This window comes from Segatella copri (genome assembly GCF_026015295.1).
Lineage (GTDB): Bacteria > Bacteroidota > Bacteroidia > Bacteroidales > Bacteroidaceae > Prevotella > Prevotella copri_C.
Window position 1 is genome coordinate 1,587,570 of record NZ_JAPDUW010000001.1, and the last position, 14,156, is coordinate 1,601,725.

10 protein-coding genes and 1 CRISPR repeat array are annotated in these 14,156 nt (G+C 44.2%); all 10 genes read right to left on the reverse strand.

The window, feature by feature from the left end; translation table 11 throughout:
• Positions 1 to 31 precede the first annotated feature (31 nt).
• The 10 genes from ONT18_RS06920 to glmS all read right to left on the reverse strand — a co-directional run bounded on the left by ONT18_RS06920 (position 32) and on the right by glmS (position 14,139).
• Complete coding sequence (locus ONT18_RS06920) at positions 32 to 1,393, reverse strand: transposase (protein WP_264904637.1); 1,362 nt, start codon at positions 1,391 to 1,393, stop codon at positions 32 to 34.
• A gap of 90 nt (positions 1,394 to 1,483) precedes the next feature.
• A CRISPR array of direct repeats spans positions 1,484 to 1,846; the repeat unit is 35 nt; unit sequence TTGGATGTACCTCACTTTTTTAGATGATATCCACC.
• 318 nt (positions 1,847 to 2,164) lie between these two features.
• The gene (locus tag ONT18_RS06925) at positions 2,165 to 2,740 is read right to left on the reverse strand and encodes a DUF4468 domain-containing protein (protein ID WP_264904639.1); all 576 of its coding nucleotides are present in this window, start codon (positions 2,738 to 2,740) and stop codon (positions 2,165 to 2,167) included.
• 15 nt (positions 2,741 to 2,755) lie between these two features.
• Positions 2,756 to 3,241 carry a hypothetical protein gene (locus ONT18_RS06930; RefSeq protein WP_264904641.1) on the reverse strand — a complete coding sequence of 162 codons (486 nt, stop codon included), beginning with the start codon at positions 3,239 to 3,241 and terminating at the stop codon, positions 2,756 to 2,758.
• A gap of 812 nt (positions 3,242 to 4,053) precedes the next feature.
• Positions 4,054 to 4,302, reverse strand: coding sequence for a DUF2442 domain-containing protein (locus tag ONT18_RS06935; RefSeq protein WP_264904643.1), 249 nt, complete (start codon positions 4,300 to 4,302; stop codon positions 4,054 to 4,056).
• 104 nt (positions 4,303 to 4,406) lie between these two features.
• A complete protein-coding gene (locus tag ONT18_RS06940) occupies positions 4,407 to 5,435 on the reverse strand; it encodes a PDDEXK nuclease domain-containing protein (RefSeq protein WP_264904645.1) in 1,029 nt (342 codons plus the stop codon).
• Positions 5,423 to 5,731, reverse strand: coding sequence for a hypothetical protein (locus ONT18_RS06945; protein WP_264904647.1), 309 nt, complete (start codon positions 5,729 to 5,731; stop codon positions 5,423 to 5,425). Before ONT18_RS06945 ends, ONT18_RS06940 begins: the two co-directional genes overlap by 13 nt.
• A gap of 117 nt (positions 5,732 to 5,848) precedes the next feature.
• Positions 5,849 to 9,082, reverse strand: a complete 3,234-nt coding sequence (gene carB, locus ONT18_RS06950; RefSeq protein WP_264904649.1) for a carbamoyl-phosphate synthase (glutamine-hydrolyzing) large subunit — start codon at positions 9,080 to 9,082, stop codon at positions 5,849 to 5,851.
• Positions 9,083 to 9,093: 11 nt separating this feature from the next.
• Positions 9,094 to 10,170, reverse strand: coding sequence for a glutamine-hydrolyzing carbamoyl-phosphate synthase small subunit (carA, locus tag ONT18_RS06955; protein WP_217759974.1), 1,077 nt, complete (start codon positions 10,168 to 10,170; stop codon positions 9,094 to 9,096).
• 75 nt (positions 10,171 to 10,245) lie between these two features.
• Complete coding sequence (locus ONT18_RS06960; protein ID WP_264904651.1) at positions 10,246 to 12,129, reverse strand: amidophosphoribosyltransferase; 1,884 nt, start codon at positions 12,127 to 12,129, stop codon at positions 10,246 to 10,248.
• 105 nt (positions 12,130 to 12,234) lie between these two features.
• Positions 12,235 to 14,139: a glutamine--fructose-6-phosphate transaminase (isomerizing) gene (glmS, locus tag ONT18_RS06965; RefSeq protein WP_218432738.1), complete on the reverse strand. Its 1,905-nt coding sequence runs from the start codon at positions 14,137 to 14,139 to the stop codon at positions 12,235 to 12,237.
• Between the last annotated feature and the right edge of the window lie 17 nt (positions 14,140 to 14,156).

Genomic DNA, 14,156 nt, shown 5'->3' on the forward strand with positions numbered 1-14,156 from the left:
AGCTTTTCTTTTTGAGTAAGATAAAGTACGATTACTTTATCACATCGTTTGACTTTGCGATATTTATAGCAGCATTCATATCTGCATCCTGCTCTTGGTTGTAACAAGTACATTCTGGGTTAGTACAAATAAAAGTATCTCGTTCTATTCTGTTTCCTCGTTGACCACAGACATGACAAGTTTGGCTGGTATATGCAGGATTTACATATTGTACCTTGATACCAGCCATTGCAGCCTTGTATTCTATGTCTTTCTGAAGCTCAAAGTAAGACCAACGACCAAGAAGGCGTTTGTGGTTATTCTCAACTTCTCCCTCTTGATTTTTCCCAAATTCTTTCAGGCTTTCCATTTGTATGGTCTCAACTTTCCAATGAGATGCCAAATTGACTATTTCTCGGCTTATACGGTGATTCTCAGTCTGTACCCAGTTTCTTTCTTTTCCCCTAAGAATTTCAGTCGCTTTGGTCTTGTGCTTTCTCCCATGCCCACCTTGCGTAAGTTGGGAACGTTGTAATTCTCGAAATCTTCTACGAAAGACATCACGTTGCTTTTGAAAGGCTTCACCATTACCTATGCGACTTCTCTCGGGCCCATTATTAACTGCCACATAAGCAGGATTTACAACACCAAGATCTACGCCCATAACTTTACCTTTCACAGGTACGCTTTCCGCTTTAGGAATATCAACCGTTATAAGTAAAAACAGTTTTCTTTCTTTGAGCTGAATTTTTGCAGCTGCACATAGCTTGTACTTCTTTGTCTTTATACAATTATCTATGATAGCACGATTGTTACTACGATCGCGTCCAAAGTTTAGCCTGAAGCGAGTATCCTCAAACCAAGGCAAATAGTAATTGTCACCATCACATATAATAACATGTCTCTTTTCGAAACTAAAGGGAATTGGCATACCTTTTTTATAAGTAGCCAAACTTCTTTCTCCTCGTATTTGTTCTTTCTTATTCTCATTAAAGTGCTGATAAACATCCTGTTTGAGATTATTCAAAATATCCGAAGGAATATCTTTTGCATATTCGCTACTTGTTACTGCACGATATGAATATGTTTGTGGATGCTTTGGAGCAATATCATTCTTCATAGAGACAAGTTCTGCATCAATTTCCTGCATACGTTTTTTAATTTCTTCCTTAGTTGCGTCTGTTATGAACTTGAAAGACAACTTGGACTGGCATTTTACATATTCATCATTCTGTAATCTCATTAAAGATAATAGATTGTCTAATCCATACAATTGACTTACAAGGAGATTTGCCACCTTGTATAGTTTTCGGTCAAATTTATAAAATGTATTATAACATTTCTTATTTGACTCTTCATGAGTTATCCCGTCTATATCTGGGATTATTTCAATTTTTCTTGTTATTTTTGACATAATCTATTACTTTTTAAATGGATTTACGTATAACACCTTAGCCTTATGAAGACTTCACACACTTTTTATGTTCCCTATATGTTTTGGTTATTGGATGTTCCTCACTTTTTTAGAAGATTTCCACCTAATTTGAAATAGGTAACGAGGGACTAACGTTGGACGTACCTCACTTTTTAAGATGATATCCACCACACCTCTACATTCTCTAAATTTCGTTTGTTGGATGTACCTCACTTTTTTAGATGATATCCACCGCCGGCCTAACAGAAGATCAGGTCAACACCATTGGATGTACCTCACTTTTTTAGATGATATCCACCACTTACCGCAAGGAGGTATTAGAGCCTTTCAGTTGGATGTACCTCACTTTTTTAGATGATATCCACCTGGTAGGCAAGTTGAGCCAAGCCATCGACGGTTGGATGTACCTCACTTTTTTAGATGATATCCACCCTATTTGTTACAATTATCTGTTATATAACAATTTAAGGTACTTACCGAGTGGCATAAGCCCTCAGCATAAGGGTTTCCAACAACCCCATTTGAATATTTTTATTCAACTATTTTCATTCATATCGAAATTATTATTCACAAACGTTTTACCACGAATGCGGTGCAAATATACGAAAAATAAATGAGAATAAGGCATCTGTAAACTGAAATAATCTGAAAATTATCATTTCTACCTCGAAACAGCTCAGATAATATCAAGAAAATATCATCTAACTATCAAGTTTACGAAGCCAAGCACAACAACTAATGAATAGCATATTAGAAATCATCTTCTTCTATTTCTTTTGCCCTCGTCCAAATACCAGCAATGATTTGACCTATATCGCTTGAATGTGATTCCAATATCTTTCTATTATAATCACTCCAAAGAGTAAATCCTTTTAAGTCAAGCCGTTTCCTGCCAATATCCTGCCTAGTACCATTAAAGATAAAAGATTCTTGCCAAGTTGCCATAGGATTTTCAGTCTTGACTCTATACTTTCCATCTTTTATGGTAATTGTAACTATATACTCAACAGTTCCCGTCATGTCAATTTTTGGTCTATTATCAGGAAAGGTTTTTGTTCCATGAAGATATGATGAGCTTCTAAACTTAATAGTTCCTGTTTCTTTATCATCATACTGCAATTTCTGTTGAAAGTTTGGTATATGTGTCGCAAGCGATTCCTTTGAAGCACGATACAAAACATCCTTAGATTGTGGACAAGAGAGAATCGCCGTAAAACTATAATTCATCGTGTCACAATCCACTTTCTCAAACTTAGCCTGAGCAAAGCAAGAAGTTGCCAAACTCATGTAAAGAAGCAATATTGGCAAGAATTTTTTCACATCCATATTTATTGAAAAACATTAATTATCTGGTTGGAAACCACTCTTATAGTCAACATCTATCCATTTTAGGCATGGAAAATATGTTTTGATATTATCCTTTGTGACAAGAATAGTATCGCTACCACCACCCATGTAATCAACTACAACCTTATACGGAAAAGGAGTTGGCTTCTTTCCGCCAATATAATAAGGATCAAAATGTTTGGTATAACTTTTCTTTGATTCAAATGGTCCAGTTGCATAGATGTGATGGAACTTTGTGTGCTTTACATTAGCATTAACACCACCACGTATTTCATCAACAATAGCATCGCCAACACCATTTACAGGAGTAAAAAACACATGTACATATTTCAAATTTCTGTCACTTGTCACCTTAAACTTTGTTTCCAGTTGCAAATGGCTAAAGTCCATAATATCTGCAACATAAAACTTAAATTTAGAGAATTGCACTTGTGCATGGACACTCATACTCATCGCCACACCAACGATAGCTAAAATCATACTCTTTTTCATACTTCCACTTTTTGAAGATTATACAATCATGTTTATTAAACGAAAAGCGCGAGAAACTAATCTTGCCCGTCACTTATTCTTGGTCGTAGGAAACCATTGCTTGATGACGAACAGATAGAATCTCACGCTGAAAGTTATAAAGACCCACGAAAAGTGTGCCGTAGAGGTTTGTCCCCTTGGCACACTACGAGAGTTGATTATACAACCTACCCGTGACACCTTCTCTGCTAAGCCATTGACAAGCATTTTGAATTTCCTACGTTCAGAATAATCAATGAGCAAAGCGTTGACGACGCCTTATGTTATGTTATACAAACGCATTTATTGCGAATGCACTGCAAAAGTATAAAAAATAAATGAGAATAAGCTATTTATGAACAGATTTTTTAGGTAAAAAAGTGTTTTTGCAGCAAAATAGTCCAGATGACAACTGAAAACAACCGACAAATGGACTATTACACTCCGCTTGGCGCAATCATCAGTGTCTTTGGAAGTGTAACAGTCTGAAGCTCTACAGGAGAATCAACAGTAAACTCAACTGGTAGCAACACTATAACTTTTGAAGAAGTTGATGGTTAAACGAGCCAAATTTACACTAACAATGTGTAATCTTCGTTCAAAACAGGGTACTTTACAAAAGTTTATTCGCAAAAAGTTTTGCAGTTTCAAAAAATATGCATACCTTTGCGGTGACAGTTCTCACCACGCTTCCCAACTTGCACAGCGAACCAGGGTGGGACTTTTGCATTTTACAATCCCATCAAGCACATTTCTACAAATGGCACTTAGCGGGATTGTTATTATGCAGCCTTTCCATACTCATAAATACTGTCGCTGGCAAGGTCAATCTTGTCGTTCCAATAAACACAAGTTCGGCTGGTGTCCAACTGAGCTTGTTTAAAAAGGCCATATACATCCACTAATGCACGAAACGAAGGAAGCGTCTTGATGTCATCCTTCACATCGTACAATACTTTATATCCATCATCGAATTCAACGAAAAGGAATAGGGACTCCATCTTTACAAAACGAGGAACTCTGAAAAGCATAGCCTCCTTGCAAAGCCGCAACTTCTTCTATTTTTCCACTTTTCCATTCCCCCTCAAATCCTTGAAATCTTATTTTGGGTTCATTTATATCTTGTTTCTCCTTGTCATTTATTATTGTTATGTTTTGCCTTACCTTCATGCTGCAAATAGAACAATTGCTTCTGGCGTTCTATCTCCGTGCGAAGCTGTTCTTCTGTCGGCAGATAAGTCTTGTACTTTGTAGCAAAGAGATGGTCATTATCTTTGAGGATGGAATAACGTGCAATATCCTTGCTCGTCTCTGAACAAAGCACGATGCCGATGGTTGGATTGTCGCCTTCCGTATGCTTGAACTCATCATACATACGGACGTACATATCCATCTGTCCCACATCCTGATGGGTGATAGCACCAAGTTTCAAGTCTATGAGGACATAACATTTCAGCACGACATTATAGAAAACAAGGTCTATGAAATAATCCTGTGTATCTGTGCGTACCAACTGCTGGCGTCCCATGAAAGCAAAGCCTCGTCCCATCTCCATCATAAACTCCTGCAGGTGGGTGATGATGGCAGACTCCAACTCTTCCTCAGAATAAGAATCATCCTGCTTGAAGCCTAAGAACTCTGCCACAACAGGGCTTTTCAATAGTTCAAACTGATGTGGTTCAGTCTCTGTCATAGGAAGCGAAGGCTGCACAAAATGACGTTCAAAGTATTGAGTGGAAATATTGCGGTCGAGCGTACGCACGCTCCACATTTCCTTTGAAGCCATTTCGAGATACCAACGAATGGCAGTAGAGTCTTCCACACGAAGAACTTTTGTTATATGTGTCCAAGTAAGATTTTGCAATCGCGATTGCAAAATTCGTATATCACTGATTGTCAAGTAGAATTGGCGGAAATAAGCCAAATTTCTTTTGCTAAATCCTTTACCATATTGATGTGTCAATAGCTCAGATAATTGCGCAATGATCTGAGCCCCATACTCAGCACGTGCCTCACCATTCTGTTCTTCTTCCACGATGCGTCGCCCTATGTTCCAATAGGTCTCTATCATCTTATGATTGACGGAGGCATAAGCTTCCTTCCTGCCTTGCTCTATGATGGAGCAGACATCGGTATATAATCTTGTATTTGTCAATTCATCCATAACTTAAAGTCTTGTTCTTTGGCGATTTTTATCAAACGTAGGCATTCTTCTTCCTCTGCAGTTCTCGTGCTTTGCCTGTTATCTCCATATTGTTGAGTGGATAACCCAGTCTCAAACACTCGAATATCGCTTCGGTCGCTATCTGCCTGTACTTTTCGCTCAGGCTCATAACATATTGCAGGGCGTTCCGTCCATCTCTTAAATATATAGTCGATAATTTTTCTTCCATAACTCTTCATTATTATAGTTTTTGCTGCAAATTTACGATTTAATTGTGAAACAACCAAAGTTTTCACTTCTTTTTATTCAAATAAAAAATCCCTGCCGTAGGAAGCCTTTCCTACAGCAGGGATTTTTCTATTGGGAATCATCAAGAATGACTTAACTGTCAATTCTTAACTATTAACTATCAACTATTTATACTCTCCCCAAGCCTTGATATCGATATCCTCGAGCTTGGTGGTGCAGAATGCATAGATGAATGCACTCGCCAGACGGCTGTTGGTAATCAATGGCACGTTCAGGTCGATGGCAGCACGACGAATCTTGTAACCATTGCTCAACTCGCTGCTGGTCAAGTTCTTTGGAATATTCACTACCATATCAATCTCGTGGTTGTGGAGCATCTCCAAAGCCTTTGGTGCACCGCCTTCTGCCTCCTCTGATGGCCAGAGCACACGGGTGTTCTCAATGCCGTTCTCGGTGAGGAACTTGCTACTACCACCGGTTGCATACAGCTTGTAACCATGCTTAACCAGCATCTGGGCAGCATCGAGCAAATCTACCTTCTGCTTGGCAGAACCTGTAGAAAGCAGGATGTTCTTGGCTGGAATGCGATGACCCACAGAAAGCATACTCTTCAGAAGTGCGGTAGATGTATCGTCGCCCAAGCAACCTACCTCACCGGTAGAACTCATATCCACACCCAATACAGGGTCTGCCTTCTGCAAACGGTTGAAGCTGAACTGAGATGCCTTGATACCTACATAGTCGAGATCGAAGAGGTTCTTGTGTGGCTTCTCTACTGGCAAACCGAGCATTACGCGGGTAGCCAACTCGATGAGGTTGATCTTCAATACCTTGCTTACGAATGGGAACGAACGGCTGGCACGCAAGTTACACTCGATAACGAGAATATCATTGTCACGAGCCATGAACTGGATGTTGAACGGACCGTTGATGTGCAACTCCTTGGCAATCTGACGACCTACTCGCTTCACACGACGAACTGTCTCAACATATAACTTCTGAGGAGGGAACTGGATGGTTGCATCGCCTGAGTGAACACCGGCAAACTCGATGTGCTCGGAAATGGCATAGGCAATCACCTCGCCATTCTTTGCCACTGCATCCATCTCAATCTCCTTGGCATGTTCGATAAACTTACTTACTACCACTGGGTGATCCTCACTCACGTTGGCTGCCAACTGCAGGAATCGCTTCAGCTCTTCCTCGTTAGAACATACGTTCATCGCAGCACCAGAAAGCACGTAGCTAGGACGAACCAATACTGGGAAACCTACACGCTCGATGAAGTTGTCGATATCCTCCATAGAGGTCAGGGCGCTCCACTCTGGCTGGTTGATGCCGTTGTTGGTCAACATCTGAGAGAACTTGGCACGGTCCTCTGCATTATCGATGTCCTTGGCAGCAGTACCCAGAATTGGCACGTTCTGTGCATCCAGGTGCATAGCCAGGTTGTTTGGAATCTGACCACCGGTAGATACGATGACGCCATGAGGCTGCTCCATCTCGATGATATCCATCACACGCTCGAAGGTCAACTCGTCGAAGTAGAGACGGTCGCACATATCGTAGTCGGTAGATACGGTCTCTGGGTTGTAGTTGATCATCACTGAGCGCCAACCCTCCTTGCGGATGGTGTTCAATGCCTGAACGCCACACCAGTCGAACTCTACGGAAGAACCGATGCGGTAAGCACCCGAACCGAGTACGACGATAGAACGGTGGTCGTTCTCGAAGGTGATGTCACTCTTCACGCCAGCGTAGGTTACATAGAGGTAGTTGGTCTGAGCAGGATACTCTGCTGCCAGGGTATCAATCTGCTTTACTACAGGCAGGATGCCATAGCTCTTGCGCTTGTTGCGAACCAGGAGGGCAGCCTTGTGCATGTTGCCCAACTCCTGCTCTAAGCCCACGGCACGAGCTACCTGGAAGTCGGTGAAACCATAAACCTTAGCGGTACGGAGCAGATTCTGGTCAAGAGTATTGATATTGCACTTCTTCATCTCCTCGTCGATGTCGATGATGTGCTTCAACTTCTCCAGGAACCACTTGTCAATCTTGGTCAAGTCGTGAATCTGATCTACGGTATAGCCCTTGTGCATTGCCTTTGAAATCACGAACACACGCTTATCTGTTGGCTCGCGCAAAGCTGCATCGATATCATCGATTTCAAGCTCCTTGTTCTCTACGAAGCCGTGCATGCCCTGACCAATCATACGAAGACCCTTCTGGATAGCCTCCTCGAAGTTGCGGCCGATGGCCATTACCTCACCTACTGACTTCATAGATGAACCCAACTCCTTATCTACGCCACGGAACTTAGACAAGTCCCAACGAGGAATCTTACAAACCACGTAGTCCAATGCTGGCTCGAAGAAAGCTGATGTGGTCTTGGTTACAGAGTTCTTCAACTCGAACAGACCGTAACCCATACCGAGCTTGGCTGCAACGAAGGCAAGAGGATAACCGGTAGCCTTAGATGCCAAGGCAGATGAACGGCTCAAGCGGGCATTCACCTCGATAACGCGATAGTCCTCGCTCTTAGGGTCGAAGGCATACTGCACGTTACACTCACCCACGATTCCGATGTGACGGATAATCTTGATGGCGAGGGCACGGAGCTTATGATACTCAGAATTGCTCAGGGTCTGAGATGGAGCGATGACGATACTCTCACCGGTATGGATGCCCAGTGGGTCGAAGTTCTCCATGTTACAAACTGTGATACAGTTGTCGTAACGGTCGCGAACCACCTCATACTCAATTTCCTTCCAACCCTTCAAGCTCTTCTCTACCAATACCTGTGGAGAGAATGAGAAGGCCTTCTCTGCGAGTTTGTTCAGCTCCTCCTCATTGTCTGCGAAACCAGAACCGAGTCCACCCAAGGCGTAAGCAGCACGGATAATGACAGGATAGCCGAGCTCGGCAGCAGCCTTGCGGGCCTGCTCGATGTTCTCGCAAGCCTCACTCTTGATGGTCTTCACGTTGATTTCATCCAGCTTCTCTACGAAGAGCTCACGGTCCTCAGTATCCATGATAGCCTGAACAGGAGTACCCAATACCTTGACATTATATTTCTCCAGGATGCCCTGGCGATAGAGTTCCACACCACAGTTGAGGGCAGTCTGACCACCGAAGCTGAGGAGGATACCGTCTGGCTTCTCCTTCTGGATGACACGCTCTACGAAGTAAGGCTGCACTGGCAGGAAGTAAATCTGGTCGGCAACACCTTCTGATGTCTGTACGGTTGCGATATTCGGGTTGATGAGCACAGTCTCGATACCTTCCTCGCGCAATGCCTTCAGGGCCTGCGAACCTGAGTAGTCGAACTCACCTGCTTCACCGATCTTCAAGGCTCCAGAACCTAAGAGGAGCACCTTCTTTATATTTTCGTCTTTCATCTTTTTCCTAATTATTTAAGTGTTTCTACAAACTTATCAAACATGAACTCTGTATCCACAGGGCCTGAGCAAGCCTCTGGGTGGAACTGGCTTGAGAACCAAGGGTTCACCTTGTGGCGGATACCCTCGTTAGAGCCATCATTCATATTTACAAAGAGTTCCTCCCAGTCGTTGCCCAATGTCTTGGCATCAACGGCATAACCGTGGTTCTGAGAGGTGATGTAGCAATTGTTGGTTCCTACCATGCGCACAGGCTGGTTGTGTGAACGGTGACCATACTTCAACTTGTAGATAGTAGCACCGGCTGCCTTAGAAAGCAACTGGTTACCCATACAGATACCGCAGATAGGCTTGCGGCTCTGACTGATCTGCTTGCGAATAATGTTTACTGCATCCTCGCACATATCTGGGTCACCAGGACCATTTGCCAGGAACAATCCGTCGAAGTCCATATCGGTGTAATCGTAATTCCATGGCACACGGATCACCTCTACGCCTCTGTTGATGAGGCAACGGATGATGTTTGCCTTCACACCGCAGTCAACGAGAACCACCTTCTTGCCGGCACCCTCGTTATAACGGATAATCTCCTTGCAGCTTACCTGGTCAACAAAGTTTACACCCTCATAGTTAGCCTCAGGGATGTTGTCTAGTTCATCATCAAAGAGAATCTTACCCATCATCACACCATGTTCACGAAGCACCTTAGTCAACTCACGGGTATCGATGCCTGTAATTCCTGGCACCTTTTCTCGCTTCAACCAGTCGGCAAGACTCTCCACTGCATTCCAGTGGCTGTACTGCTCGCTGTAATCATTCACGATGATGGCAGAAGCATAAATCTTGTCACTCTCCATGAAGGTTGGCAAACCATTCTCCTCAAAAGTAAATGGTGGCACACCATAGTTACCCACGAGAGGGAATGTAAGTGTCATCAACTGACCGGCATAAGAAGGGTCGGTCAAACTCTCTGGATATCCCATCATGGCTGTGTTGAACACAACCTCGCCCGCTACAGGAGCGTCATATCCAAAAGATTTGCCATGGAACTTGGTTCCATCGCTCAAAACTAAGGTTACTTTTTTCATATCTGACATTTGATTCTTTTATTTCATACTTATAAGAGCAAATGAATTCTTCACTCTTCGTTCTTCTCTATTCACTTATTTATGATAAACGTTTTCGATGTAGTTTACAAACGACTGGTTGCAGAGCTTCGTGCCGCCTGGGGTTGGATAATGACCGGTGAAATACCAGTCACCCTTGTGGTTTGGAATCGCCTCGCGCAAGCCCTCAATGCTCTGGAATACAAGCTGGATAGGAGTGGTCATGCCCTCTGGGCGAAGCATCTCAACAATCTTCTCGTTGATTTCCTCGGTGCTGAATGGCTTGTAGATGGAGCGTACCGGATTGATCTGCTCCTCCTTTGGCTTTGCCAATTCTGCCTTGCAAGCCTCATAGGTCTGCTTGATAAGGTCTTCCATCTTGCGCTCTTTCAAAAGCTGGATGGCAGCACGGAACACGCAGAACTCTTCCAGTCTTGCCATATCGATGCCGTAGTAATCCGGATATCGGATCTGAGGGGCACTGGAAACCACTACAATCTTCTTAGGATGCAGACGGTCGAGGATGCGGAGAATACTCTCCTTCAGGGTAGTACCACGCACGATACTATCATCGATAATGACAAGATTATCCACATTCGGCTCGATGCTTCCGTAGGTAACATCATACACATGGCTCGCCAGGTCGTTACGGCTGTTACCCTCGGTGATGAAGGTACGGAGTTTGATATCCTTCCATGCTATCTTTTCTGAGCGGACGAAGTCGCCGAGGATTTCGTATAATTCTTCTTTTGATGGAACATGATCGAGGTTGGCAATCTGCTCTATCTTGGTCTCATTAAGATACTTCTTGAAACCGCTCAACATGCCATAGTAAGCCACCTCGGCAGTGTTCGGGATATAGCTGAACACGGTGTGGTCTACATCATAATCCACAGCCTTCAGGATAGGCTGGGTCAACTGCTCGCCCAACTGCTTACGCTCCTTATAGATATCCTTGTCGGAACCACGACTGAAGTAGATGCGCTCGAATGAGCAGGCTGAATCGCCCTTCTGCTCCATGATGCGCTCGATGCTGCACTCGCCGTTCTTCTTCACGAGAAGCGCCGTGCCCGGCATCAGTTCCTGCACTTCCTCTGCTTCCAGGTCGAAGGTGGTCTGGAGTACAGGGCGCTCGCTGGCTACTACCACGATTTCATCGTTCTTGTAATAGAACGCAGGACGGATGCCCCAAGGGTCGCGCATAGAGAACATTTCACCCGAACCGGTGATACCGCAAACCACATAACCGCCATCAAAGTTCTTCATCGTGGTCTTGAGTACATTGCTCATCTTCACGTGGTCTTCTATATAGTTGGTGATATCGGTATTCTGCATCTCCATCGCCTTTGCAGCTACGAAGTTGCGCTCCACCTCTCTGTCCAGACGGTGGCCCATCAGTTCAAGCATGATGTAGGTGTCGCTGTAGATGCGAGGACTCTGGCCCTGCTTGGTAAGTTCCTCGAAGATTTCATCTACGTTGGTCATGTTGAAGTTACCACAAAGGCAGAGGTTCTTCGCCTTCCAGTTGTTACGTCGCAGGAATGGGTGCACATACTGAATACCACTCTTTCCAGTGGTACTGTAGCGCAGGTGTCCCATATAAAGTTCGCCTGCAAAAGGCAGTTCCTCTTTAGCGAACTTTGCATCAGCAAGCTGCTCGGGAGTCAGGCTCTTGAAGTTGGCATTCGCCTTGCCGAAGATTTCGGTCACGGCATTCTTGCCCTCTGCACGCTCACGGAACATATACTCATGACCAGGCTTACCGCCCAGTTTGACACAAGCCATACCAGCACCCTCCTGGCCACGGTTGTGCTGCTTCTCCATCATCAGATAGAGTTTGTTGAGTGCATACATCCAAGTACCATACTTCTGCTGGTAATACTCCAGTGGCTTGAGCAATCTGATCATTGCTACACCACACTCATGTTTCAATGGTTCCATCTCTCTATTATCCTTATCTTATTTAGTTAAATTTGAATATACCTATCCGAGGGATCCCCCTCCAAAAAAAGGGAAACGTCAAGAAATGACGAATCCCTTTATATATTATTCTACAGTAACTGACTTGGCCAAGTTTCTAGGTTGGTCAACGTCCTTGCCCTTACATACAGCTACATGGTAAGCCAAGAGCTGCAAAGGAATGGTAGCCAATAATGGCTCCAAGCACTCCAAGGTCTCAGGGAGTTCAATCACTTCGTCGGCAATCTTGGAAATGGTTTCATCGCCATTGCTGACAATAGCAATAACACGACCCTGACGGGCTTTGATCTCCTGGATATTAGACAAGACCTTCTCGTACATGAAGTTGTGGGTAGCAATAACTACCACTGGCATATCGCTGTCAATCAATGCGATAGGGCCATGTTTCATCTCCGCTGCAGGATAACCCTCAGCGTGGATGTAGCTAATCTCCTTCAACTTCAATGCACCCTCAAGGGCCACAGGATACTGGAATCCACGGCCCAGATAGATGAAATTGCGAGCGTATGTAAACGTACGGCTCAAGTCAGCTATCTTATTGTTGAGCTTCAACACTTCCTTCATCTTGGCAGGAATGTTCCAAAGCTGTTCTGTAATCTTCTGATATTCATTTTCGCTGATGGTTCCCCTCTCCTTACCGATGGCAAGTGCCAGAAGGATAAGGACGGTAACCTGACCAGTGAACGCCTTGGTAGAGGCAACACCAATCTCCGGACCTACGTGAATATAGGTACCTGTATCTGTCTCTCGTGCGATGGAAGAACCGATGGAGTTACAGATACCATAGATAAACGCACCGCTCTCCTTGGCAAGCTTGATGGCAGCCAGGGTATCAGCGGTTTCACCACTCTGGGAAATGGCGATGACCACATCATCCTTCGTTACCACAGGATTACGGTAACGGAATTCAGATGCATATTCCACTTCCACAGGGATGCGGCAATAGTTCTCTATCATCTGCTTGCCGATAAGTCCGGCATGCCATGATGTACCACAAGCCACGATGATGATTCGCTTGGCATTGAGAAGCTGCTGGCGATGGTCGGTAATGGAACTGAGCACGACACCCATCTCAGTCTCCTTCTTGCTGGTTGTATCGTCGCCATCAGTCATTACGCGAGTTTCCACTGTGCGGCTAACTACACGACCACGCATACAGTTACGAAGGCACTCTGGCTGCTCAAAAATTTCCTTCAACATAAAGTGAGGGAAACCGCCCTTCTCTATCTGACCGAGATCAATGTCTACGGTCTGTACCTCAGGGTTGAGTTTAACGTTCTGGATGTTCACCACCTGCAATTCCTCACCGAGGCGCATCACAGCAATGTTACCATCCTCCAGATAAACCACCTTATCTGTATATTCGATGATAGGACTGGCATCAGAACCGAGATAAAACTCACCATCCTTTCCGATACCTACAACCAACGGACTCTGCTTACGGGCAGCAATGATCTGATTAGGGTTACGCTTATCAAGAATAGCGATAGCGTAGGCTCCGATTACCTGACGGAGAGCCACCTGAACGGCAGTCAGCAAGTCGAGATTTTTCTTTATCTGAATATATTCAATCAGCTGAACGAGAACCTCAGTATCCGTCTCGCTCTTAAACTCTACTCCCTTAGCAATGAGATTCTTCTTGATATCGGCATAGTTTTCAATGATTCCATTATGAATCATGGCAAGGTTCTTGCTAGAGGAATAATGCGGGTGAGCATTTACAGCTGAAGGCTCTCCATGGGTAGCCCAACGAGTATGAGCAATACCCACATGTCCCGAAATATCCTTATCAGAGCAGAACGCTTCAAGATCCGCCACCTTACCCTTTGCCTTATATACATTCAAAGAGCCGTCATTGCCAATAAGGGCAACTCCCGCAGAATCGTATCCGCGGTACTCCAGACGCTTTAAACCTTTGATAAGAGCAGGATAAGCCTCACCCTTACCTAAATATCCTACAATGCCACACATATATATATTATTATTTT

Coding starts and splice junctions, on each gene's coding strand:
- ONT18_RS06920 (WP_264904637.1), bottom strand. CDS start 1,393: ATGTCAAAAATAACAAGAAAAATTGAAATAATCCCAGATATAGACGGG.
- ONT18_RS06925 (WP_264904639.1), bottom strand. CDS start 2,740: ATGGATGTGAAAAAATTCTTGCCAATATTGCTTCTTTACATGAGTTTG.
- ONT18_RS06930 (WP_264904641.1), bottom strand. CDS start 3,241: ATGATTTTAGCTATCGTTGGTGTGGCGATGAGTATGAGTGTCCATGCA.
- ONT18_RS06935 (WP_264904643.1), bottom strand. CDS start 4,302: ATGCTTTTCAGAGTTCCTCGTTTTGTAAAGATGGAGTCCCTATTCCTT.
- ONT18_RS06940 (WP_264904645.1), bottom strand. CDS start 5,435: ATGGATGAATTGACAAATACAAGATTATATACCGATGTCTGCTCCATC.
- carB (WP_264904649.1), bottom strand. CDS start 9,082: ATGAAAGACGAAAATATAAAGAAGGTGCTCCTCTTAGGTTCTGGAGCC.
- carA (WP_217759974.1), bottom strand. CDS start 10,170: ATGAAAAAAGTAACCTTAGTTTTGAGCGATGGAACCAAGTTCCATGGC.
- ONT18_RS06960 (WP_264904651.1), bottom strand. CDS start 12,129: ATGGAACCATTGAAACATGAGTGTGGTGTAGCAATGATCAGATTGCTC.
- glmS (WP_218432738.1), bottom strand. CDS start 14,139: ATGTGTGGCATTGTAGGATATTTAGGTAAGGGTGAGGCTTATCCTGCT.